The organism is Psychrobacter sp. Pi2-52 (assembly GCF_904846705.1).
Taxonomy (GTDB): Bacteria; Pseudomonadota; Gammaproteobacteria; order Pseudomonadales; family Moraxellaceae; genus Psychrobacter.
The window spans coordinates 19916-44844 of record NZ_CAJHBS010000003.1 but is presented as its reverse complement, the minus strand read 5'-3'; the positions used below and the strand labels follow the sequence as shown (position 1 = coordinate 44844).

The following is a 24929-nucleotide window of genomic DNA, read 5'->3' as shown; positions in this document are numbered from 1 at the left end:
AAAGTGAACTCTGAAATAAATACCAAACTTCGTTATACTGAACGGTTTATCGATGGCTCATAATGAATGAGCGTGTATTGTTTATCGTCCACATATGATGTCGCTTTGTCTATCAAATGACGTTTGTTTCTTATTTTGCACTTTTAAGGCTATAGCATGACCGTTTCTTATGCACCTATTATTACTTCATTGCTTGATAATGATTTGTACAAATTTACGATGTTACAAGCCATGCTGCATCAGTTCCCGCAAACCCATGGTGTTTATCGCTTTCGCTGCCGTAATAACAAAGATGCAGCCTATCCATTGGCTGATATCCAAAAAGATCTAGAGCAGCAACTAGACAGCTTATGCGAATTGCGCTTTTTACCAGATGAGCTAGAGTACTTACGTAGCTTACGCTTTATTCGCTCAGATTTCGTTGATTATCTAGAATTATTTAAGCTAAAACGTCGCTTTATTACGGTAAGTACAGACGATAAAGGTCGCCTGTTTATCGATATCGAAGGGCCAATGATTCAAGCGATGTTCTTTGAAGTATTTGTACTGGCTATCGTCAATGAGCTATATTTTAATGCGCTATCTAATGACAGCGTGATAGAAGAAGGACAACGTCGCCTCGATGAAAAAGTAGCACTATTACATCAGTACGCCGATGCGCAAACTCAGTACGATCAGGATACACCGCCATTTATCGTTGCGGATTTTGGCACACGTAGGCGCTTTAGTCGACGCTGGCAGGCACATGTAGTGGAGACGCTACATAAAGCTGAGCCAAAGATAGTCGGTGGTACATCAAACGTGTATTTGGCCAAGCAGTTAGGAATGACGCCAATAGGCACGATGGCACATGAGTTTATGCAGGCGTTTCAGGCATTAGATGTGCGTCTGCGTGATTCACAAAAGGCCGCACTTGAAGCGTGGGTACATGAGTACCGTGGCGACTTGGGTATTGCATTGACAGACGTAGTCGGCATGGATGCGTTCTTACGTGATTTCGATTTGTATTTTGCTAAACTATTCGACGGTCTGCGTCATGATAGCGGCGACCCATATATTTGGGGTGATAAGGCAATTGCCCATTATGAGAAGCTAAAGATAGACCCAAAAACCAAGATTCTAACTTTTAGCGATGGGTTAAATTTAGAGAAGGCGTGGGAGCTGCATCAATACTTTAAAGGTCGCATTAGAACTAGCTTTGGTATTGGCACCAATCTGACCAATGATATGGGCATTACGCCGATTAATATCGTGCTCAAGTTGGTAGAGTGCAATGGTCAGCCAGTCGCTAAGCTGTCTGATAGCCCAGGCAAGACCATGATCAATAACGACACGTATCTTGCCTATCTGCGTCAAGTGTTTGAGGTTGACGAACCAGAGTAAACTGAATATCAAACTGTTGCGTTGCCAAATGTGCCAAATGAGATTGATACGCTTGGCTTGACCAAACAGCTGCTATCTAGTGGCTGTTTTTTTAACTATCAACACTACTGGTAGATTTTTCTTCGGCAAAGGCCGCATCTAGTGCTTGCTGTACAGCATTGATACGAGTCTCGCAAACGCGATAAGCGGCAATAGATTCTTCGACCGTTGTCATTAGATTATCAATATCAGGCTCATCCTGTTGCTGTAGTTCAGCTGCATTGGTTTTTAAGATATCGTAAGCCGCCTTAAAGGTTTTTGGGGCGGCTTTTTTGCGTCGGCGAGTAGGGGTTGTCATAAAATTTCCTAATTGTTAAAGGTAAGTAGATGAGTAATAATCTGTAGATGTTATTATGTGGTCAAGTTGGAGTATCTGAAGTTTCTATCGCTTTCTTATCCATATTGACATCGATAATTTGCGCTTTTGCGTTGCCATCTTTTAAAATGATATTGACGGTTTGCTCAGGATACAGTTGGGTACTACTAGTGAGTATTTGCTTGTTTCGAGCATCCGTGAGCATGGTATAGCCCTGCTTGAGCACGCGAGAGGGGCGATGTAATAGCACGATGTCACGTAGATATTCGCTATCGCGCTGTGCTTGCACAATTTGCTGCTGCGCGTTCTGCATGATTGATTCTTGATAACTTTTGCTATTAGTCGCGGCTTTTGCGAGCTTTTGATGCGCTAAGGTTTGCGTTTGTGTGTATCGCTCAGCCGTCAGTCTGACTGCTTGCTTTACTTGGCGCTGGGCACTTTGCTGAATACTGCGCCATGCATAGTCACTGTCCTTTCGTAGAGCGGTGAGCTGCCCAATCGTTTGCGACTGTATTTGGCTTAACTGGCGTGCGGTTTGTTGCTCAGCAGTATTCAGTTGACGCTGAGCCGCTTGCTTGATTTGTGCTTGATATTGTAGCGTCTGAGTGACGAGCTTGACCAAGTGGCTATGGATAGCAGCAATCACCTTTGAGGGTGTATCAAAGCTAGTATGCGCCACTTCATCTAAGATGACTTTGTCACGCTCATGACCGATGCCCACCCAGACAGGGACGGGCTGCTCAGCAACCAGAGCTGCCAACTCATAATCATTGAGATAAGCTAAGTCACCAACCGCACCGCCACCACGAATAATGACTAGTAAATCAGGTAGACGCTGATAAGTATCGTAAAACTGCTGCTGGGCGCTAACGATGGCTTGGCGGATTTCAGCGGGTGCATGATTGCCCTGAAAAGTCGCACTATGGTAGTGGAAGTGACACGCACCTGTACTGTCTAAGCGATTAGCATCTGCTTGAAAATCCCCTAATCCAGCTGCCTTTTCAGGGGCGATGACCAGCACATGCTCAATATCAAAAGGGGCAGGTAATTGCTGATTAAGATGTAATAACCCTTCACCTGTTAGGCGGTCAACCATTTCTGCATATTGCCGTGCCAAGTCGCCTAGCGTATAGCTGGGATCGATATCTTCAATGGTGATTGAAAAGCCGTACTGGGCATGGAATCCTGCCGATACTTTAAGGAGTACGGTCAAATCGCGCTCAAGCGGCATGCCAGTCGCACGTTCAAACTTAGCTAATACACGAGCAGCTTTAAAGCGCCAGAGATTGCCACGGCAGCTGGCGACCACTTTGCCATCGTCATCTTTTTCGGCCAGTTCAAAGTAGTAATGACCACCTTTACTCGACAGATTACGGATTTCAGCTTTTACCCATACACGGTGGTCAAAAGTTTGTTTGATGACCATTTCAACTGCTGATAAGTAATCACTCAGGCGTAGGACCGTATCCTCTAAATGATCTTCCTGCTCAGCGAGTTCAGCCTCTAGAGTGGCCAAATCTTTGGCAGGTGCTAATACTTTGGCCTGTTTAATATTTGAAAGATTGGGTTTGCGCATAATATTAGACCAAAGATAATGAAAATATAAAGACTGACGAGGATGTGCTGAATACGATAGCGGATAGTTTAACTTAAAAAGAAGAGCACAAAAAGCGAAGCCAACAAGCTTTGATTGATATATTATCTATATCGTAGTTTGTTGGCTGTTTAATTAGAGAAGGATTGCATGTCACTTAATGTTGGCGGTTAGATCGTAAACCTGTTTGCGTCTAAAAGAAGTTGTCGTGTAGAGAAAAATAGATAGATGTTTTTAGCTAGATATAGTCGGTTCAAGATAATTCAGATACAAGGAAGGCAAGCGAAAGTGCTACAAATAGTAGACTGAGTGAGCTTAACACGGTATCTGATTTATATGGTATTGACGATATTTATTGGCAACGGAAGTTAATGGTGTATTCGTAATCATCGCTACGTGACAAATCTGGTGTGCCCGTGCCAAATATCGAGCCGACGACAGCACCTACTTGGCCAACCATACGACCAGTACGTTCGTTTAAGATACCATTATATTTTACGTTGTCATCAACGATAATCACTTGCTTACTTCGACAAGTTTTTTGCGCACTATCGATCGCATTTTGTTGTGCTTTGACCTTGGTATCAGCGATACCGGTTGTCTCATAGATAGAGTTGGCACGCTGGATCACTGGTGAAGAAGGCGTACTTTGACAGGCGCTCAAAGCAAGTGCAGCCACTAACGTTGCCGTTAAGCTGGTAGTTTTATTAAAAGTATTCATAAATAATTCCTGATTTATATAAGCTGAACGTCTTAGCTATAGGCAAAGCTTTATGAATGTAACTTATCCAGATATTAAGTGTCTAGACAGTTATTGTGTGCTGTATTACAGGTATATTGCCGATGAACCTTACCCCAGATATAAACCAGTTTAAAACTTTAAGAACAGCAATATTCCAAAACGGCAGACAACCGTTATTGACCAAAAATAAAACAAGTCGCATCCGTACACAGCAAATCACTTGAAATATAAATTGTATCTAGGATAATTGAGCCATTCATTTTTTATTAATAAGTAATACTATGCAATTGATTCCTGCTCCTGCTGGCGTGCTCGAGGTTGACGCACTGTGGCAAAATGACAATCCCAATGATCCAAATACAGATACTGTGGCGCTGCTGTGCCATCCCAATCCGTTGTTTGATGGTACGATGAATAACAAAGTGGTCACCACCATGTATCGCTTTGCCCGTGATAATGGTATGCATGTGGTACGCTTTAACTTTCGCGGCGTTGGTCAATCGACAGGCGAGCATGATTACGCGGAAGGTGAAGTGGTCGATGCAATGACCGTGCTACAATGGATTGCTGAACAAACCAATGCTCGAAAGCTATGGCTGGGTGGTTTTTCTTTTGGTGGCTATGTTACTGCACGAGTGGCTGAGCAAGTGTTTGAAGCCTCACATATATGGGGATTGGGTGACTTTGAGGTCACAAAAATTGCCCTTATCGCACCATCAGTCGAAAAAAATGACAGTACTGATATTAATTTGCCTGCGGATAGAACTTTTGAGATTTATGGTAATGCGGATGAGGTGATTGAACCTGACAATATGCAGGCATTTGCAGACCGATTAGGCATTGAAGTCAGCGTGGTCGATGGCGCGGGTCATTTCTTCCATGGTCGCTTATCAGAGCTCAAAGGATTACTAGACCAGCATAGCTTTGGGCAGGACAGCTAAGTTTATTCATAGCTAATTCAGCTTGATGGTTTCCGTTTTGATATGGTTTAGCATGGCTTGCTTGGTAGCACCAGCGTTATGCTAAATTACCCTACTATTTTGATATTTATTTAATTCAACGATGAGTCGTATTATGAGTTTATCTCCATTGCAACGTTACGAGAAAGCCGTCAGTACAGATGAGTTTACTCGGGATGAGCAGCAATTTCAGGCCATGAGCTATCTTGATGAGATATACCATCAGCTCATCAATAGCGCACCGCAAAAGAAAGGTTTTTTTGGCTTTTTAAAATCTAAGCCTGTCGCGCCAACGGGTCTTTATATGTGGGGCGGTGTCGGCCGCGGTAAAACGTGGATGATGGACATGTTTTATGACTCATTGACCATCGAGCGCAAGATGCGTCTGCATTTCCATCATTTTATGCAGCGTGTCCATAGAGAGCTTAACAAACTACAAGGTGAGAGTGATCCGTTAGAGAAAGTCGCTGATATTATTTATAAAGAAGCGGTTATCATCTGTTTTGACGAGTTTTTTGTTTCTAATGTCTCTGATGCCATGATATTAGGCGATTTGTTCACTATGCTGTTCAATCGCGGTATAACTTTGGTTGCTACCTCAAACATTGAGCCAGCTGGACTGTATAAAGATGGCTTACATCGTGACCGTTTTATGCCTGCCATTGCGGAAGTTGAGCGTCATACGACGGTAATGAATATCGACTCGGGAATTGATTATCGTCTGCGCGTATTGCAACAAGCTGAGTTATACGAAGCGCCGCTTACTAAGGCGAACTATCATTGGTTAGCCAACCGTTTTGCGAGCTTATCGAATAATCAGAAAATCAGCAAAGAGCCTATTACTATCAATGGACGAGAAGTAAAAATCAACGCTTGTACCGAAGATATCTTATTCTGTGACTTCCGTCATCTTTGTATGGCGCCGCGATCAGCCGCCGATTTTATTGAGCTTGCCAAACGCTTTAGTACCGTTTTAGTTGACTCTGTGCCAGCACTAGATGACGACTTGCGTGATCCAACGCGCCGTTTCATTTACCTCGTCGATGAATTTTATGATCGCCGTGTAAAACTATTGGTACGGGCAGAGCAGCCGATTCTAGACTTGTATCAAGGAGAGAAGCTGGCGTTTGAGATTGAGCGTACTCGCTCACGTCTGCTTGAGATGCAGTCAGAGGACTATCTACGCATGGACCACCGAGTCGAAGATGTTGCGTAGTTTATTGCTGAGTTGAGACTGCCTATGTGTCGCTCTCAACTGCTCTATAACTGTTAAAAAATAAGAAAATGATATTATAAATAATAAGCAGTGATAGATAATAATAAATAAGGATAAAACAATGACTACAACTGACAATGCTGATAATGAAAGCCAAGAAATAGAAGATAAAAAACTGTCTGTGAAGAATGTAGCAGCGAATGATATCTCATCTACCAGTGACGAGCTGATAGGTTGGATAAATTCAAGACGCAGCATGGGCAATCTAGATGAGCCAGCACCGACGCGGGCGCAGATTGAATCTGCCATTGAGTGTGCGGCAACTGCGCCAGATCATAAAAAATTGCGTCCGTGGCGGTTTATCGTGACGCAAGGTGAGGCACGCCATGAGTTAGGCCGTGCCTTGCTCGAAGCAGCCCAAGCAAAAGCGCTACAAGATGGCGAAGAGTTGTCTGAGAAGACCATCATTAAAACTCAAAATATGCCGCTGCGAGCGCCGCTAATCATAACGGCTGTGACTCAAATGCAAGAGCACAAAAAAGTGCCACCTTTTGAGCAGATGCTCAGTGCGGGTGCTGCTGTACAAAACCTAATCTTAGCATTAAAAGCTCAAGGGTTTAGTACCGTTTGGCGCACTGGGCTGCTGTGTAATGAGCCTGCAGTAAAAGCGTATTTCGGTGTAGGCGAGGATGATTATGTGACCGCTTTTGTTTATACTGGCACAAGTCCCAAGGATGAGTCCAAACGCAAACCTATTGATATCGAACCGCTAGTTCGCTTCGAGTCGTAATGTAGCTCAGTACTGTCTATTAATAAGATTATAATTTCATAAAGTTGTAATTCAAAGATAATAAGGCCAGTCGCTGAGCACGATAGATTCTATTGATAATACGTCAGTCAACACGGATAAAAGAACATGACAAGTCCTAACAATAGTAATAAAGACAAAACCAGTGCTAAGAATGAGACGGACAAAGAGTCGTCTGAAAAGCAGAACGGTATGCTTGCAGGTATTTTTGAGCGAGCAACCAAGTCAGGTCTCGGCCGAAAAAAGTCAAATCCTAGCCCTGTTGAATCAGCTGTGGCAAAGGATATGGCCGACATTCATAGCAATCCGACCAAGCTGCGCTTGGCGTTTTTAGGTGGTGGTAGCTTCGGTACAGCAATGGCAAATTTAGCCGCACGTAATGGCTGTGATACTACGCTGTGGGTACGTAATAAGCGTACCGTAAAAGCGATGGCCAAAACACAGACCAATAAAAAGTATCTACCAGGCTATAAGCTTGATGATCGACTGAAATACAGCCATGATTTGGCGGCAAGCGTCAAAGATAAAGACATTATTTTTATCGCTGTGCCAGGTTTAGCCTTTCGTGAAACGCTAAAAAACATCGCGCCTTTTATCAGTGGTCAGTCTATTGTGTCGTTGACTAAAGGTATGGAAAAAGACACCTTTGCGATGATGAGCGATATCATCAAAGAAGTGTTGCCAGAAGTGAACTTTGGCGTTATGTCAGGGCCGAACCTCGCCATAGAAATCATGAAAAATATGCCGTCTGCTACGGTTATCGCAAGTGAGTCAGAGCCGTTGCGTCATGCCGTACAAGCAGCATTACACAGCGCCTTCTTTAGAGTGTTTGCTAGTGATGATATACGCGGCGTCGAGCTTGGCGGCGCGCTTAAAAACATCTACGCAATTGCCATGGGTATGGCGGCAGCTTATGAAGTAGGTGAGAATACTAAAGCGATGATTCTTACTCGTGCTTTGGCAGAAATGAGTCGTTTCGGCGTTGAGGAAGGTGCCAATCCGCTCACCTTCTTGGGCTTGTCAGGGGTAGGCGACTTATACGCCACTTGTAGCTCAGAGCTAAGTCGTAACTATCGTATCGGTAATATGCTTGGACGCGGTATGAGTATTGATGCTGCGGTCAAAAAGCTTGGCCAAACTGCTGAAGGGGTAAATACCATTCAGCAAGTACATGAAAAAGCGACCAAAGCGGGTATCTATATGCCAATTACTCATGCGCTCTATGCGGTCATTTATGAAGACAAGGCCGCTCTAGGCGTTGCGCTACATCTAATGGAAGCAGGATTCCGTAGCGATGTTGAGTTTGTCATGGCGCATGATCATAGCAATGCAGCACTTACGGCTCATATGAAAACCTCTAATAGCAATACTAAAAGCAAAGACAGCGATGCTGATAAGTAAGACACATCATTAAAAATCAGTATCAAGAGAGTCGAACTTAGCGCTCCAAGGAAGGTTATGAAAATTGTATTAGTACGTCATGGTCAAGCAGAAGACGAAACACGTCCAGATAGTGCACGTCAGCTGACTGACTTTGGTCAGCAGCAGGCAGCGCAAACGGCAGAGTATGTGACCACTCACTATAGCCCAGATCGTTTTGTAGTTAGCCCTTATATTAGAGCGGAGCAGACTTTGTCTGCGTTCCAGTCACGAGCACCGCAAGCCGCCTCATCTGTGCAAGACAATATCACGCCCTCGGATGACGCTCGCCAAGCTTTGATAGATATTGCCAATATTGAAGCTGAGTGTTTGGTCGTTGTTTGTCATATGTCTATCGTCGCCTATATCGCGGGATTGCTTACAGGGGATTATCCTGAGTCATTTTCTCTAGCGGAAGCCAGAGTGTTTGATATGGAATTTGTGATGACTGGCATGGCAACGGAAGTTGATCGTTTTGTTCCTGACCAGCCTTACTAGACTAGATTTCTAATATTTTGTTTATATGTAACTTGCTAGAGCATAGTTGATTGAATATAACGGATCTGAAGTGGTATTTGCGAGAAGCATGCCAGTTATTAATCGTATAAAATCGTCCAGCTCTTTCAAAAACCGCATCAGTCATTAACAATATTTTGATAACCGCAGCAATAATTGAGGACACGTTCAGTGTTACATGTTTGGTTACGAGCGCAGCATAGCCCGCTAGCTGTCTGGCACGAAGATGTACAGCAATGGCAAATGGTTAATGGTTGGCAACAGCTACAGACAATCTATGGTAACTATAAGTCCAGTAGCCAAAAGGCGCTTTGTCTATATTTTCCCTCAAGTCATGCGTTGCAAGTGGATACGGCGCTTAATGTTGCTCAGCTTAAACAGCTTGGTAATAGTGGTAAGCAGTACTTATTTGAAGAAACTTCATTAACACCTATTGAGCAATTAAACATCCGCCAATTGAGCCATGCTGATACGACGCAATTGTATGCACTGGCACAAAACGATATTGAGGCATGGCAGCAAAGTGCGCAGCTAGCCGGTATGAATATAGTAGCGTTACTGCCAGATTTTTTATTGTTGCCACCGCCAGAAGAGGGCGCAGGTCAGCAAGTGACTCTTTATCAAGATTCGCAGACTATGCTGCTGCGCCAATCATTGCGTCAAGGTATGGCCGTCAGCTATTTACCACTAATGTTTGAGCGTTTCCCGCATTTAAGTGAGGTAATGGTGTTGCCTTCTATTGAGGCAGCTATTGAAGTATCGCTTGACTCGCTAGATTCCTCATCGACGCTAGAGTTAGCGGCGCAAACTAAAGCGTTGATCGCTGATCATCAGCTATTGCTGACGACCCTGCCTACAGTACCTAAGCCAATTGACAGTCCTGAACGTCACGCGCTTAATTTCTTTATGAAATCTACTGACTCACAACTATCACCATATTTGCGAGTGGCGATGATGGTTGCGCTATCAGCGTTAGTGCTGCAAATGGCAACCGATGGTGTGCAGTGGTACAAGTATAATCAAGCGACCGCCGCAACCAAGACTGCAATTGCAGCACAATATCAGTCTTGGTTCGCCAATGAGCCACTGAGTACGCGCACCAAACTGCAGGTACAGCTGCAACCAAAACTGCGTAGCGATAGCCAAGCGCCTGCATCGCACATGGCCGCACTGTCACGCATATCACCATTAATTAAGCAGTCCTCATTGCATGCACAGTCACTGGTAATGCAACCATCGGCGCTCAGCTTTACCTTGATTGCTCCAGATCGCGGTAGTCTTGATAAATTTACGAGCACGCTGGTAGCACAAGGCTTAAATGCCAAACTTGCGCAAGTGAATAGTAATGAGCAAGGTCAGTTTAGTGGTCAAGTCACCGTCCATGTGGTAGAAAACAATATTGCAGAAAGCAGCGACATGGCAAACAATGCGGCAGCGTCGTAACTCATCAAGGTATTGGTAATAAAGGTCAAAACATGAAACGATTACAACGCCGTACCAAACGTCATGCAGCTGTCTCTGCAACCAGTACTAAGGCTCAAGTATTCTCAGAGCGTATGAATAATTATCAAAATGTACTAACGACGCGCTGGCAAGCATTACCTCCCCGTGATCAGCTAGCATTAGCTGTATTATCCGTATTTCTACTGTTGTTTATAGGCGGCTATGGTGGCTATAGCGTTCATCAAGCAGCGAGCGATAGTAAGAGTGACTATCAGGAGCAAGTGGCAGATTATTTTTGGTTGCGTGCTCAAGCAGGTAACATTGATAGTAGTGCATTGAATACTGGGAACAACGCTACTGGAGAGGCTGATATGCCACCCGCTAGTCGTATCAATGCGCTGCTCAATAACTCAGGTATAGCAGGTGCTCAGGTGGTTGCGACTGGTGATGCAGTGCAACTGAGCTTTACGCATCCTAGTCAAGCGGTTGTCAGCACTGCACTGGGTAAGCTTGAACAGCAAGGTTGGCAATTTACACAGCTATCTATGCAGCAAGATCTGACCAATAAATCTATACAGGTACAAGCAACGGTCACTTCTTAAAACGCATCATTTTGTGATAAATATTTTAGATACTTATATTACTGTGTGTCTAGTACTCGACACTCAATCCTCGACAGCAAAACGATGCTTTATCATTGGTATCATTGAAAAGCCATTTATCCGGCTCCATTAAATAGTTAACCATATGACTATTGAACAAAAATATTACCAGTAAGGAAAACCTCACATAATGCGGGACAGTATGAGCAACGATAAGCGCCGTTCTTTAATTACTTATAACCACATCACTTATTTCTTATATGTGATCAGCTACTTTACCGCGGGTCTGTTGTGGATTGTGCCGATTGTCATGAACTATGCCAAACGCCATGATGCTAATGGTTCATGGTTAGCCACGCATTTCGATTGGCAAATCAAGACCTTTTGGTACAGTATCGTTTGGTTCGTCATTGGCATCATTTTGATTACCTTTGCGCTAGGCGGCTTTGGCGTTAGCGTATTGGCGGATAGTGGCAATATCGCTATTGGCTCAATATTACTGGCTGGGCTTGGTTTACTGATTATGACCTTTACCTTCATCTGGCATTTATATCGCATTATACGTGGTTGGATTGCGTTGACTGATGGACGCCCAGTACCTTAGACGTTTAAGAGTACCTTTATACTATGTTTTTAGCTTAGAAAACGGCAGGTTATCGTTACGTAGCAGAGATTCATCAGTATTGGTTGCCGCTTAAATGTAGAAATTTAGCGACTGAAACTTTGCTCTTATTTCTGTTAAGCTGATATAATCGCTGCGCCCGATTTCATTCGCATTTTTTATTCACTATTTCTTCCAAGCAGGGTCTGCCATCACTATGTCTTATGCCTTACTTCGTCCTTTTTTGTTTAATATGGATCCCGAACACGCCCATGAGATGACGCTATCTTTATTGGATAAAGCGCATAAAGCGCGTGTTTTAGGCTTGGCGTATGGTCAGTCAATGCAACCAACAGACTGTATGGGGTTGCAATTCTCTAACCCAGTTGGTCTGGCAGCAGGCTTGGATAAAAACGGCGATTATATTGACGCGCTGGCTGAGCTAGGGTTTGGTTTTATAGAAGTAGGAACCGTCACGCCAAGACCGCAAGTAGGCAACGATAAGCCAAGGCTGTTTAGAATCAAGCAAGCAGACGCGATTATTAATCGTATGGGCTTTAACAATGAAGGCGTTGATTATCTAATCGACAATGTCAAACGCTGTAAATACAAAGGCAATATCGGTATCAATATTGGCAAAAATGCCGATACGCCGGTAGAGCAAGCCGCCGATGATTATGTGTATTGCTTAGAGCGTGTGTATCCGCATGCCTCATACATTACGGTCAACATCTCATCGCCAAACACCAAAAACTTACGTGATTTGCAAAGTGGTGAAGCGCTGACTCAGCTGATGGATACGATTAAAAACCGTCACAGTCAGTTAGCTACTGAATATGGTTTTTATGTCCCATTAGTGCTTAAGGTTGCTCCAGATTTAGAGCCATTACAAGTTGATTATATCTCGCAGCAATTAATAGACTTTGAGATTGATGGTTTGATTGCGACCAATACAACGCTAAGCCGTGTAGGTGTCGAAGACTTGCGTGATGGCGACCAAATGGGCGGCTTATCTGGTCGTCCTGTGAGTCATATTAGTACCCAGATTTTGCAACAATTCTCTGATCAGTTAGATGGTAAAGTCGCTTTGATAGGCGTAGGCGGTATTGATAGCGGTGCCAAAGCTGTCAAAAAAATCGAAGCAGGCGCAGACATGGTACAGCTCTATACGGGGCTTATCTATCGTGGTCCTGGGCTGGTGCAGTCTTGCATTCAGGCAATCGGTGGCTATTACGATGCCATGGAAAGCTAATCCAATAAATAAGGTAATAAGGCGTAAAGCATGAGTGGTTTAGATATTGTGATTGCTATTGTTGTCTTGATTGGCTTATGGCGCGGCTTTCAAGTAGGACTGATTAAAACAGCAATAGGCTTGGTAGGTTGGTTTATCGCCCTTATCGCTGCTACTAGACTGGCAGGAGTGGTGTCGCCCCAGTTGACGGGTATCGTACAAAACCCTGTGTTACAGATGGCCATGGCTTTTTTATTGGTAGTGATTGCCATATTGGCAATCATGCATCTGATGGCGTTTGTATTCTCAGGCGTGCTCAAAACCTTACGTTTGGGCGTCTTGGACAAAATGGCAGGCGGCGTACTGGGTGCTGCCAAAAACGTACTAATGGTCTTGGTTGTATTGAGCGTCAGTGCGCCATTGCTAGTACAGATGCCGCAGTGGCAAACCTCAGTACTAGCGCCTGAGCTGATGCCATATGCACCGATGGGCAAGGCGTTGGTATCGGACGTACTAGGAATGGCTTGGGATCAGGTCAATCAGTCGTAATTGTTTAATTGCCTATTATTTTATCTAAGTGTCTATTATTTTACTTCTTTTTATACTTCTAAATTTTTGCACGTGTCACTGATAATCAAACATAGATTATCGAAAAATCTCGTTAAGTTTCTTACAATATCATCAGGTTAGCGGCGTGCGATAGTGAATGGTTTTAGCAACATACTGTCGTTAAGTTTGCCGTTATTGTCGTACTAATGTATGAGTCAAAATAGGATATAGCTATTATGTGTGGAGTCATTGGAGTTGCAGCTCACGAACCAGTCAATCAGATTCTTTATGACGGTTTGACGATGCTACAGCATCGCGGGCAAGATGCAGCAGGTATTGTCACTTTGCAAGATGGGCGACTTTATCTACGTAAAGAAAATGGCATGGTACGTGACGTATTTATGAATCGTCATATGATGAAACTGGTTGGTAAGTTCGGTATCGGTCACGTTCGTTACCCGACAGCTGGTACTTCTAGCAGCGCCGAAGCACAACCATTTTATGTCAACTCACCGTATGGTATTACCCTTGCGCACAATGGTAACTTGACCAATGCTGAGAGTTTGGCCAAATCTTTGTACATCGAGGATCGTCGCCATCTTAATACTGACTCAGATTCTGAAGTACTGTTAAACGTATTGGCACATGAGATGCAGAATCTAGGCAAAACCCATCCAACGGCTGATGATATTTTTGAAGCAGTAAAAGCTGTCTATAAACGCTGTGAAGGTGCTTATGGCGTTGTCGCTTTGATCACTGGTCATGGCTTACTGGCATTCCGCGATCCAAATGGTATCCGTCCACTTATCTTTGGTAAGCGTATGGCACCGAATGGCGGCACTGAGTATATGGTTGCCTCTGAATCAGTTGCATTGACAGGTTCTGGCTTCACTATCGTTCGTGATGTAAAACCAGGCGAAGCGATTTTTATCGATTTAAACCATAAACTACATACGCATCAGTGCGTCGAGCAAAAAGAATACACGCCTTGTATCTTTGAATATGTTTACTTTGCTCGTCCAGATTCGATTATGGACAATATCTCAGTTTATAAATCTCGCCTACGCATGGGTGAAAAACTGGCAGATAAAATCCTTGCTGAATGGGGTGAGGATCACGATATCGATGTGGTCATTCCAATTCCAGACACGTCGCGTACTTCAGCGATGGAGTTAGCGCTAAAAATGAACGTCAAGTACCGTGAAGGGTTTATGAAAAACCGCTACATCGGTCGTACGTTTATTATGCCAGGTCAGCAGCAGCGCAAAAAATCAGTTCGTCAAAAGCTGAGCGCTGTACCGTTAGAGTTCAAAGGCAAAAACGTACTGTTGGTTGATGATTCTATCGTTCGTGGTACGACTTGTCATGAAATCATTCAAATGGCACGAGATGCTGGTGCTAACAAGGTGTTTTTTGCCAGCGCTGCGCCACCAGTGAAATTTCCAAACGTATACGGTATTGATATGCCCGTACGTAGCGAGCTTATTGCCTCAGGCAATAGCGTTGAAGAAGTACGTGATATCATCGGTGCAGATCGTTTGATTTTCCAAGATTTGGATGATTTAATCGACGCAGTAAAAGATACCAAGCATAGCCGAGTGGAAGGTTTTGATTGTGCGGTATTTAACGGCTGTTACATCACTGGTCAGATCAATGAAGCGTATCTTGATCACCTGCAAGAGCAGCGTAACGATACTGCCAAAACGGGTAAAAAAGGCGTACAAATAGTGGCTGATACCCCAGTTGATATGATGGGTGTAGAAGAGCTTTAAGCTAAACTAAAGCCATTATTTTTAGATAAGAAAAAGCTAGATTCTAAATAGAATCTAGCTTTTTTATGTTTAAGGTATAGCTAAGAGTACTGACGATTATATAAATGGTCAAAACAGTTTTAGCCTAAGAAGCTGTTAAATAACCAAAACAGCCCGTTGATTGCCGCAATACCAACAACCATACTGACCAAAAGCTGACGGCTGATATGATAAATAAATAATACCAAAATAAGTGCGCCGATTTGTGCCATTAATAGATGTAATTCAGTGTCGCTTAAAGTAACAGTCGTCGATATGTCTTGATAGGAAAGGCTAGTCAAAATTAGCAGCACCATCACTGATAATGGCAAGCTCTCATTTAACCGATGTAGCCAAGGTGTGTCTAGTAGCTTTCTAGGTATCAGCGCGGGTAGCGCACGAGTGATAAAGGTCACTGCTGCCATGGCCAGCGTAGCAAAAATAAGATAACTACTGGTCATAATGTTCTCCCGTCTTTTGACGCTCTATCCAAAACCCACGTACCAAAATCATAAACATACAGATAGTGATGGCTACTAGTAACAACCAGTCGCTGGTAAATAGCGAGGCAATGATTAAGCCAAGCACGGCAATACCAATCGGGAAGTAGCGTTTGATACTTTGAAACTGCTCATAAGCAAGAATCGCAAACAGACAAACCAAAGCAAAATCTAAATTTGGCACCAAATCACTGAGCGTACTACCAATCATTACGCCAACCGTACTCGCGAGTACCCACCAGCTTTGGTTAAAGAGGCTGATAGGAAGTATGAGCGCTCGTCGCGACTCATTTGGTAAGCTGGTCATGATCGAAAAAGTCTCGTCGGTCAAAGCAAACAGACAATACGTCTTGGCCAGCTTATTTTTCGGTAAATACTGTAATAACGGCATACCATAGAATACATGACGTAGATTAATCGCGGCAATATTGGTGGCGATATTGCCAATCGGTAAGCCAGCGCTTAGCATCGGCAGACAAGCATACTGAGCTGCACCAGCATAGAGAACGATACTGAGCATAATCGTTGCCCATATCGGGATACCTGCCACCTGTGCGAGTACACCAAAGGCAATACCGGCAGGCAGATATCCCATAGCAACTGGCAAGCTTTTTTTAAAGCCGTCAGCCCAGTGGTAGCGGTTTTCAGGTTGATGACTTAATTCATTTGAATGAGTATTCACATGACATCCTAAATTTTTCTTATGATATTTTTATAAATCTATCGATATAAAAATTATTAATTCAAACGGTATTGCTGCAAAATTAAAAAATGAAAAACGAGCTTAATAAAAATGATTTATCGAAAATTGATAGAGCAAACATAGTATAAAATCAACTAAGCTTCAGGTTGTAGTTTTTCATAGCTGCCAGTCTGATTGGCACGGTACAAAAACCCACCTAGAATGACTAGTCTCAATAATAATAGACACCACACGCTAAGCCAAATACCTGTCATATCCCATTGTTGATAGAGCAACCAGCTCAACGGGAAGAAAATAGCAGCCAGTATCAGCGCCGCATTACGAATCACGCTACCAGCTGTCAAACCGAAAAATATCCCATCTAGCCAATAGGCACCAACGCCTACAAGAGGCAATAATACGGCATATAAATGGTAGTCATAGGCGAGGGCAAATACCGAATCAATATTGGTCATCAATCCTAAATACGTAGGCATCGAAAGCCACCAAATGACGCTCAACATGATAGCAAGACCATAACTAACTACGCCTGTACGCTTCACAATAATACGAAAACGTGGCCAAGCGCGCCTTCCTGCAGCTTGTCCACTCAATGTTTCAGCAGAGACAGCGACGCCATCAAGAGCGAAGGCGGATATACTTAATACTTGCAATAAAATAGCGTTAGCAGCCAGTATGACATCTCCGCTTTGGGCAGATAGGCGAGTAATCCAAGCAAAGCTTAGCGTTAAGATAAGAGTGCGTACAAAGATATCTTTGTTTAAAGAAAATAGCCTAAGCATCTTTTCTTTCGTAAAATACTGTCGATCCGCTTTAAATAATGCTGTCCATGATATTTTTAAATGTTGGCGACTTAACCATAATGCCATCAGTATTCCAAACCAAAATGCAATAGTCGTTCCCAGTGCGACACCAGCCAACCCCATCTGCATTGCAAATACAAAAAACAGAGTCAGTACGATATTAAGTACAGCAATAAAGCCCTGCTGATAAAGCATATAACGGGTCTTACCTTGTCCTGCAAACCAACCAATAAATGCAAAATTCATCAGCTCCGCGATCACGCCCCAAAAGCGTACATCTAAGTAGGCTTTCGCCGCGCGTCCACTCTCAGGATTGGCTGATAGTGCTTGTAAGCCAAAATCAATCAGCCATGGCTTTGCCAGTAGTAATATTGCTCCGATAACGAATGCCAATAGTAATGCGCGCTGTAAGATAGACAGCAAAGGCGTGGGCACTGATAGAGCTGATGCATTGCTATTATTAGCCAATTGTCCCAATGCCTGCGCAGCAAGCCCAGATGATGCATACTGCAAAAAGTTAAAGCTAACAAGCAATAGCGACAGCAGTTGTATGGCCAAACCCATACCAGCAAGTTTCGCTGTGTCATTCATGTTGCCTACAATGGCCGTATCAATAACGCTCTGCAATGGCATAGCCAAATTGGCTAGCAGTACAGGCAGCGCAATCGCGACAATACGTTTATAGCTTGTATCAATAGGTGGCATCGCGTGAGAAGTTGCTGAATTAGCTGACATGGGTGACTCGTTTATACGTGAACGATAAAGAGGTATATTCGTTAAATGGTAATAAAATTGTAAGGCAGTACATTTAATATAAGAGACAAAATAGCTATAAAGACAAAAGCACCTAGACTCATTATTCATGAGTCAGGTGCTCTTATTTAAACGTTGTAGCTGTACAATCAGTAATTATATAAAGTGTGATAACACGCTAGTTCAACGTATCAATCTATCTAATATACCTTACTAAACGTTGTCTTGCTCAAACATTTTTGGATCATTAAAGGTAACGATTTCTTCTTCAAACTCTGGTTTTACTTTTACGATAAAGTCATCACGCGACAGACCCATGCGCAGCGGAATCGAACTGGCGATATAAGTCGATGAGTAAGTACCCGCAAGCAAACCAATAAACAGAGCTACTGAGAACCAGTATAATCCATCACCGCCCAAGAAGAGCATAGCCAATACGACCAATAGAACAGTTGAGATGGTCATAATCGTACGGCGTAGCGTCTCGGTCAATGACAAATCAATCGTCTGTTCTGGCGTAATTCCGCGAACACGGCGGAAGTTTTCACGAATACGGTCATAGACAACGATGGTATCGTTCAATGAATAACCAATCAATGCTAATACCGCAGCCAAGACTGTTAAGTCAAATGGGAAACCGAATAGAGCAAATACACCGATGGTTACGACGGCATCATGAAATAGTGACAGTACAGCACCTAGAGACAATTTGAACTGGAAGCGTAGGGCAACATAGCCAAGCATACATACCAGTGCCAATACCAATGCCATGACTGAGTTTAGATAAACCTCATTACCAACTTGGCTACCGATGATATTTACGTTGCTAATCGTAGCGGTATTGCTAGGTAGTGCCAATGCTTGCGTCAGATTTGCGCTTAGTCCATCGACGTTATCAGACTGAGGAGGTAGACGTACCAATAGCTCTTCACGCGTACCTAGATACTGTACAACCGCATCATCAAAGCCATTGTTTGCTAGTGCTTGTACAACAGCAACTTGCTCAACAGGCTGCTCATAACGAACATCAGCAGAGACACCACCAGTAAAATCAAGACCTAAGTTCAGACCATTTACCGCGATAGCAATGATACTACCGATCACCATAAATAAAGATAGTAGTGCCATCGGCTTTTCTATCTTCATAAATGGAATGATACGTTGGTTGCCAACTGCCTTGATGCCACCTTCAGCGACAGCTGCTGCATCATCAGCGGCGTCACCTGATATTACGTCAGAATCAACAGCGGTAGACAGTGCTTGACTGTCTTCGGCATTTTGACCTTTACCACCGCGACGACTAGAGCTTTTACCTGACTTTGCGGTAGTAGGGTTATTGGTTTTAGTATTGCTACCTTTACCATCACGACGCGGTTTGTTACGGCGACGCGTACTTGCATTGGTCGTGTCACCGTTTGAGCCATTTCGATCAGGATTATTCTGCTGTTCTAAAGGGTTGTTATTATCGATCGCCATAATATTCTCCTAACCGATGCTCAGACTTTTGATGGATTTACGCTTACCATAAGCAATTTGTACCAGTGCACGTGTCACCAAAATAGCGGTGAATAGCGAGCTGACAATACCAATAGCTAGCGTAATCGCAAAGCCTTTAATCGGACCAGTACCAATCGCAAATAGGATAAACGCGACCAATAAGGTTGTAATGTTGGCATCAAAAATACTGCTAAATGCGCGATCGAAACCTGCCACAATGGCTGATTTTGGCCGCACACCATTGGCAATCTCTTCTCGTATTCGCTCAAAGATCAGCACGTTGGCATCAACTGCCATACCAATGGTCAAAACGATACCTGCGATACCCGGTAGGGTAAGTGATGAACCCAAAATTGACATAATCGCAATGATAATAATAACGTTAACGGCTAGCGCAACGTTGGCAATCACACCGAACAGACGATAGAAGATAATCATAAACGCGAAGACTAATAGATAGCCGACTTGCGTAGAGAACAATCCTTTATCAATGTTTTCTTGACCGAGTGATGGACCAATAGTGCGCTCTTCTACGAAATACATCGGTGCAGCAAGTGCGCCTGAACGTAGCAATAGGGCAAGCTCAGCTGCTTCAGCACTACTATCTAGACCAGTAATACGGAATGACGAACCCAGTACCGCCTGAATGTTGGCGCGGTTGATGACTTTGGTTTCAGCGTAAGGTGTGCGTACTTCAGTCGTCTCACCAGTGGCTGGATCTTCTTCGTAAGTGATTCTTTGTTTGTTTTCAATGAACAATACAGCCATCTGTTGACCAACCGCTGTACGAGTGGCGTTCTGCATGAGCTTGCCGCCAGCACTGTCCAAGGTAATACTTACTTCAGGTAGACCACTTTCATCCAAGCCAGTTTGTGCATTGGTTACTTTGTCCCCGGTGACGATCGCTTGACGATCTAACAGTACAGGAGGACCATCAAGTGTTTCGAATGGGAATGCTTCTGTGCCCGCTGGAGGTATGCCACCAGTATAAGTGTCAGCATCTTCTGCCACCATACGGAACTCAAGGTTTGCAGTACGACCAAGTACACGTTTTGCTTCAGCAGTATCTTGTACACCAGGTAGCTCAACGACGATACGGCTAGCGCCTTGCGACTGTACCAAAGCTTCGGTAACACCCAGCTCAGCAATACGGTTACGTAGAGTCGTTAAGTTCTGATTGACCGCGTAGCTATTGATTTCGTCAAGTGTCGCATCGTTATACGATAAGACCAATGCAGGACCTTGATCATCAATAGAAGACTGCAAGTTAAACGTATTGCTCATCGAGCCTTGCAATACATTTTGGGCACGGTTACGAGTATCAGTATCAGCAAAATGCAATACCACGCCGCGATCTTCGGTTTTGATACCTTTGATTGCTACTCGCTCAGCACGTAGCTCACGTCGCATATCACGACTGGCGCTGGTCAAACGCTGTTCAAGCGCTTTGTCCATATCGACTTCGAGTACAAAGCGTACACCACCACGCAAATCGAGACCAAGCTTCATCGGTCTTGCACCGATATCGCGTAGCCATTGCGGGGTAGTCTGTGCTAGGTTAAGGGCAACGACATAGTCTTCGCCCAAGTTTTGACGTAGCACTTCTTGCGCTTTTAGCTGATCGACTGGATTGTTGAGGCGTACCAGCGCGCTGTTGCCCTCAAACGTACCATCGTGGTTATCTAGACCTGCCTCTTCGAGTAAGCTTTGAGACTCGGTTAAGATGCCTTCAGATAGCTGAGTTCCTGCGGCTGCGCTCGTAATCTGCACAGCAGGTTCGTCAGGATAAAGGTTGGGGGCAGCATATAGACCGGCAACGAGTAGCACGACGGCAATTAGTAAGTATTTCCAAGCGGGATATTGCATAATCACTTCTTTAAGTTGATAAACGACTGGCGACGTAGGCCACAAGTTAGCAGATGGGAAGTTAGCGATAGCAACGGTCGAGTGCTATGTTCAGCAGCCGTCATCATGCACAATTGCGATCATCCGCGATGATAGTAACGCATAAAACAGTAAAGCAAATAATACAGATGTCTGTTTATCTGGTCACCAAAAATCATATGGCTAGATTGGATAAAGATAGGACATCTAAACAGTAAGCTTAATTTATATAGCAATTTTACCTTACTGCGCTAATAGCGAAAAATGACCGTAAATCATATACGGTCATTTTTTAGTCATTACATTCGTTAATGCGACGACTATTGAATGTTCACTAATAAATTTTCACTAATAAAAGCTAGTGAACATTCTAATTAAACGCTTTCGATCGTGCCAGCAGGCAATACTGAAATAACAGAAGCACGTTGTACTTTCACGTCAGTATTGTTGTTTAGGCTCACAACGGCATAATCGCCTTCGATTGCTTTAATACGGCCCATTAAACCACCAGCGAAAATGATTTCACTACCCACGGTTAATGCGTTAACCATGGCACGGTGTTCTTTGGTACGCTTAGACTGCGGGCGAATGACCAAGAAGTAAAAAATCGCAAAAAACGCAACAGGCAGTAAAATCTGACCGAATAGACCTGCAGCACCTGCAGTCTCTGGTGCAGCATGGGCAGCTTGAATAAATAAGCTCATAATATCTCTCAGTAAGTCATAGACAATAATAAAATTAGACGCATAGTAACAAAAAATCCCAGACTTGGTAACTGTTAATCATAGGCTGAGCGTGTTTTTCTTAGCGTAAGGCATACTATCAGCCAACGAGTTGGACAACAATGTTTTTACTATATTCGAATAATACATATAAAGCCTCAGGCTAAATAACTGTCATGAATTGGCTAGTAAAGATGTCGTCATACAACCGTTAATAGTAGGGCAATAAAAGTCATCAAAAAACAAAAACTTAAAAATGGTGACTTATTGTGAAATGGTATCATCAATGCTACTATCAAATGGCAATGATGGCCTGTATTTAGTATGCTATATATTGAACCATATTACGGATTTTTAAAGCATAGTATGGCTTTGAAATAGCGATTAAATCAGCTTTGAGTAACTATTTATACGATAGACAGATGTCTTTTATTATTTTGTTAATGATAATCTGAAAATCAATATAAATTGCTCATGACATTATCTTCCTTTTACTCTTTTTAGGTTACCTAACTTGTTCACCACTTTTATGTTTGTACCTCGTTTATGTCGTCCGCGCGCTCATCGTAAAGACGCATCTGCAGAACCTCCCCCGAGAATGACTACTAGTTCTCGATTTGGTTATACTTCTTTTTCGGCACTATCTGCATTAGCAATCTTTATGCTACCGCAGGCAGTGTGGGCAGCTGGTGCTGTATCAACATCCAGCGGGGCGGCAGCACCAACTGCGCTTAGCGTTTCTTTATTGATATTTTTTGTCTTACTCGCCATTGGTGTCTCTTTTGTCTGTTCATTAGCAGAGTCTGTTCTGCTGAGCATGACGCCATCGTTTATTGCTGATGTACAAGAGACCAGTCCAAAAAAAGCAGAAATGCTTAAAAGTCTCAAAGTGGACAATATTGACCAGTCGCTAGCCGCTATTTTAACGTTAAATACCGTTGCTCATACACTTGGTTCTATTGGAGCGGGTGCACAGGCCACAATCGTCTTTGGTAGTGCGTGGTTTGGTCTGTTTTCGGCCCTTATGACGCTTGCTATCTTATTCTTGTCTGAGATTATCCCAAAAACTTTAGGTACGGTTTACTGGCGTCAGCTAAGTGGTTTGGTTGCTTATTTCGTTCGTGGCATCATCATGCTGCTATATCCGTTAATTTGGTTCTCAGAGCGTCTGACAAAACTATTGGTACGTGGTAAAGAGCCGCAAACATTTAGCCGCCGTGAGTTTGCTGCTCTTGCGAGTATCGGTGAAGAGTCAGGGCAAATTGACCCACTAGAATCGCGTATCATTCGTAACTTGCTTGCATTTGGCGCGATTAAAGTCGAAGACATCATGACCCCGCGCTCGGTGATGCTTGCATTCGAAGAGAATAAAACCGTTGCTGAACTATTGGTTGATCGTCCGAAGCTGACGTTTTCTCGCTTGCCAATCTATGATGGTGATTTGGATAACATTACAGGCTTTGTCCTAAAAACGGACATGCTACTGGCTAAAGTTAATCATGCTATGCACAAGCCGTTGACGCAATTTCAGCGTGACATCACTTTTGTTTTCTCTAAAATGAAGCTGTTTGACTTGTTAGAGTTGATGCTAAAAAACCGTATTCATATCGCCATTACAGTCGGCGAATATGGTGAAGTTAAAGGGCTTGTCACGTTAGAAGATGTGTTTGAGACATTGTTAGGTCTTGAGATTGTTGATGAGATTGACCGCGTCGAAGACATGCAGGCCTTGGCTCGTCAGATGATGGACAGACGGGTAGAGCGTTTAGGTATGAAGCTCAGCGATGATGAGCAGTATGAAGATAGTAACAACGAACCTAAGTCCTAACGAAGCCTTAATGACGCCTTAATGAAGCCACACTCTAGCGTTGATAGTTCAATCATAAGTATTGATGGTTCTAAAGATTGATGGTTTAAAAATGGTCAGCTCATTATGGGCTGACTATCAAGCTAGAGCTACAAAGAATTTAACTGTTTGAGCTAGGATTTACAGCATAAAATGTTAAGAGTATTTGATTTGATAGTCTGTGTTTCTAGTCGCAATAATTACACAGGGTGTCACATGGCTGTGAGAATTCGATGATAGGCTCGGCATATGATATGAGTATACTTATATAGATATATCTATACAGATACACTGCCAAAATAAATGATAAAAGAGCGTTAATCGTCACTATATGACACTAACGAAAAAAATATCGCTAAGGATTATCATGAAAAAATTATTGGGAAATAGGCTGTTAGCTCTATTGGTGAAAAGCGCCAGCATCACTGCAATCGTAGCAGTAGCCAGCACCATCAGTATCAATGCACAAGCGGCAACTATGACCGAAGATTTGGTGCAGAACTATGCCGCCGCAATGAAAGCATCAGCGAATAGCCAGAGTATCAATCAGGTATCGCGCCTTGTGTCAGATGACGCGCTTATTTCTTTATCTAGAAAAGGTAAATCTACCAGTTTAGATAAAGATGCCTATTTAAAGCTGCTTCAAAACAGCTGGAATGATACGTCTAATTATCGCTATGATATTTCGGTAGATAATGTGGTGATTACTGGTTCACAAGCCAAAGCCAATGTGACGACCAATGAGAGCTGGGTAAAAAATGGTCAGCAAGTATCATTTGTCACTACATCTCGTGTGACCTTGACCTTATCTACTGGCAATGCAGTGCTCTTGCGCGCAGTATCACAGGTAGCTATTAATTAAGTCGCCATTGACCAAGCAAGACTCAAAAATACAATAAGCAATATAACCAATAGCTAATCTAACTGGCTGAGATTCTAACTTATAAGAGGTTTTAGTTGGTTAAACAGTTATTACTTAGTTTTATAGGCTACTTGAGCGTCTATTATTATCT

23 protein-coding genes are annotated in these 24929 nt (G+C 43.3%); 14 read left to right on the top strand and 9 right to left on the bottom strand.

Translation table 11 applies throughout. From position 1 onward, the window contains the following. The first annotated feature begins 156 nt into the window (after positions 1 to 156). Positions 157 to 1383, top strand: coding sequence for a nicotinate phosphoribosyltransferase (gene pncB / locus JMY00_RS02545; RefSeq protein ID WP_201579014.1), 1227 nt, complete (start codon positions 157 to 159; stop codon positions 1381 to 1383). Positions 1384 to 1474: 91 nt separating this feature from the next. On the opposite strand, the gene xseB is transcribed toward pncB, so the two are convergent. The 3 genes from xseB to JMY00_RS02530 all read right to left on the bottom strand — a co-directional run bounded on the left by xseB (position 1475) and on the right by JMY00_RS02530 (position 4053). After that, positions 1475 to 1720, bottom strand: coding sequence for an exodeoxyribonuclease VII small subunit (xseB, locus tag JMY00_RS02540; RefSeq protein WP_101205385.1), 246 nt, complete (start codon positions 1718 to 1720; stop codon positions 1475 to 1477). Between the two features lie 61 nt (positions 1721 to 1781). Continuing rightward, positions 1782 to 3314: an exodeoxyribonuclease VII large subunit gene (gene xseA / locus JMY00_RS02535; protein WP_201579013.1), complete on the bottom strand. Its 1533-nt coding sequence runs from the start codon at positions 3312 to 3314 to the stop codon at positions 1782 to 1784. A 370-nt stretch (positions 3315 to 3684) separates the two neighbouring features. Next, positions 3685 to 4053, bottom strand: a complete 369-nt coding sequence (locus JMY00_RS02530; RefSeq protein WP_201579012.1) for a hypothetical protein — start codon at positions 4051 to 4053, stop codon at positions 3685 to 3687. Between the two features lie 302 nt (positions 4054 to 4355). Between JMY00_RS02530 and JMY00_RS02525 the strand changes: the two genes are divergently transcribed. The 11 genes from JMY00_RS02525 (at position 4356) to purF (ending at position 15190) form a co-directional block, all read left to right on the top strand. Next, positions 4356 to 5015 (top strand): alpha/beta fold hydrolase, encoded by a 660-nt coding sequence (locus JMY00_RS02525; protein WP_201579011.1) that lies wholly within the window; start codon positions 4356 to 4358, stop codon positions 5013 to 5015. A gap of 133 nt (positions 5016 to 5148) precedes the next feature. Beyond that, positions 5149 to 6249 (top strand): cell division protein ZapE, encoded by a 1101-nt coding sequence (gene zapE / locus JMY00_RS02520; RefSeq protein ID WP_057759500.1) that lies wholly within the window; start codon positions 5149 to 5151, stop codon positions 6247 to 6249. Between the two features lie 121 nt (positions 6250 to 6370). Next, the gene (locus tag JMY00_RS02515; RefSeq protein WP_201579010.1) at positions 6371 to 7039 is read left to right on the top strand and encodes a nitroreductase; all 669 of its coding nucleotides are present in this window, start codon (positions 6371 to 6373) and stop codon (positions 7037 to 7039) included. A gap of 126 nt (positions 7040 to 7165) precedes the next feature. After that, a complete protein-coding gene (locus JMY00_RS02510) occupies positions 7166 to 8458 on the top strand; it encodes an NAD(P)H-dependent glycerol-3-phosphate dehydrogenase (RefSeq protein WP_201579009.1) in 1293 nt (430 codons plus the stop codon). Between the two features lie 57 nt (positions 8459 to 8515). Next, positions 8516 to 8974: a histidine phosphatase family protein gene (locus JMY00_RS02505; RefSeq protein ID WP_201579008.1), complete on the top strand. Its 459-nt coding sequence runs from the start codon at positions 8516 to 8518 to the stop codon at positions 8972 to 8974. Between the two features lie 189 nt (positions 8975 to 9163). Further along, a complete protein-coding gene (gene gspL, locus JMY00_RS02500; RefSeq protein WP_201579007.1) occupies positions 9164 to 10435 on the top strand; it encodes a type II secretion system protein GspL in 1272 nt (423 codons plus the stop codon). A 32-nt stretch (positions 10436 to 10467) separates the two neighbouring features. Continuing rightward, positions 10468 to 11037 carry a type II secretion system protein GspM gene (gene gspM, locus JMY00_RS02495; RefSeq protein WP_201579006.1) on the top strand — a complete coding sequence of 190 codons (570 nt, stop codon included), beginning with the start codon at positions 10468 to 10470 and terminating at the stop codon, positions 11035 to 11037. Positions 11038 to 11239: 202 nt separating this feature from the next. Beyond that, complete coding sequence (locus JMY00_RS02490) at positions 11240 to 11641, top strand: hypothetical protein (protein WP_227526596.1); 402 nt, start codon at positions 11240 to 11242, stop codon at positions 11639 to 11641. A gap of 214 nt (positions 11642 to 11855) precedes the next feature. Continuing rightward, on the top strand, positions 11856 to 12890 hold the full coding sequence (locus JMY00_RS02485) for a quinone-dependent dihydroorotate dehydrogenase (RefSeq protein WP_057759514.1): 1035 nt from the start codon (positions 11856 to 11858) through the stop codon (positions 12888 to 12890). Positions 12891 to 12920: 30 nt separating this feature from the next. Next, positions 12921 to 13418, top strand: coding sequence for a CvpA family protein (locus JMY00_RS02480; protein WP_057759516.1), 498 nt, complete (start codon positions 12921 to 12923; stop codon positions 13416 to 13418). Between the two features lie 236 nt (positions 13419 to 13654). Beyond that, complete coding sequence (gene purF / locus JMY00_RS02475; RefSeq protein ID WP_101205374.1) at positions 13655 to 15190, top strand: amidophosphoribosyltransferase; 1536 nt, start codon at positions 13655 to 13657, stop codon at positions 15188 to 15190. A 119-nt stretch (positions 15191 to 15309) separates the two neighbouring features. On the opposite strand, the gene JMY00_RS02470 is transcribed toward purF, so the two are convergent. From JMY00_RS02470 to yajC, 6 genes are all read right to left on the bottom strand, one after another. Continuing rightward, positions 15310 to 15669 (bottom strand): AzlD domain-containing protein, encoded by a 360-nt coding sequence (locus tag JMY00_RS02470; protein ID WP_134292519.1) that lies wholly within the window; start codon positions 15667 to 15669, stop codon positions 15310 to 15312. Next, a complete protein-coding gene (locus JMY00_RS02465; protein ID WP_240990628.1) occupies positions 15659 to 16390 on the bottom strand; it encodes an AzlC family ABC transporter permease in 732 nt (243 codons plus the stop codon). The genes JMY00_RS02470 and JMY00_RS02465 overlap by 11 nt, the downstream gene beginning before the upstream one ends. Before the next feature lie 155 nt (positions 16391 to 16545). Beyond that, a complete protein-coding gene (locus JMY00_RS02460) occupies positions 16546 to 17949 on the bottom strand; it encodes an MATE family efflux transporter (RefSeq protein ID WP_201579005.1) in 1404 nt (467 codons plus the stop codon). A gap of 231 nt (positions 17950 to 18180) precedes the next feature. Then, on the bottom strand, positions 18181 to 19443 hold the full coding sequence (gene secF / locus JMY00_RS02455; RefSeq protein WP_201579004.1) for a protein translocase subunit SecF: 1263 nt from the start codon (positions 19441 to 19443) through the stop codon (positions 18181 to 18183). A gap of 9 nt (positions 19444 to 19452) precedes the next feature. Next, positions 19453 to 21330 carry a protein translocase subunit SecD gene (gene secD / locus JMY00_RS02450; protein ID WP_101205370.1) on the bottom strand — a complete coding sequence of 626 codons (1878 nt, stop codon included), beginning with the start codon at positions 21328 to 21330 and terminating at the stop codon, positions 19453 to 19455. A gap of 392 nt (positions 21331 to 21722) precedes the next feature. Then, positions 21723 to 22052 (bottom strand): preprotein translocase subunit YajC, encoded by a 330-nt coding sequence (gene yajC / locus JMY00_RS02445; RefSeq protein WP_057759529.1) that lies wholly within the window; start codon positions 22050 to 22052, stop codon positions 21723 to 21725. A gap of 547 nt (positions 22053 to 22599) precedes the next feature. On the opposite strand from yajC, the gene JMY00_RS02440 reads away from it, so the two are divergent. Further along, positions 22600 to 23898 (top strand): hemolysin family protein, encoded by a 1299-nt coding sequence (locus JMY00_RS02440; protein WP_201579117.1) that lies wholly within the window; start codon positions 22600 to 22602, stop codon positions 23896 to 23898. Between the two features lie 385 nt (positions 23899 to 24283). Next, complete coding sequence (locus JMY00_RS02435) at positions 24284 to 24778, top strand: hypothetical protein (protein WP_101205368.1); 495 nt, start codon at positions 24284 to 24286, stop codon at positions 24776 to 24778. Positions 24779 to 24929: the final 151 nt, after the last annotated feature.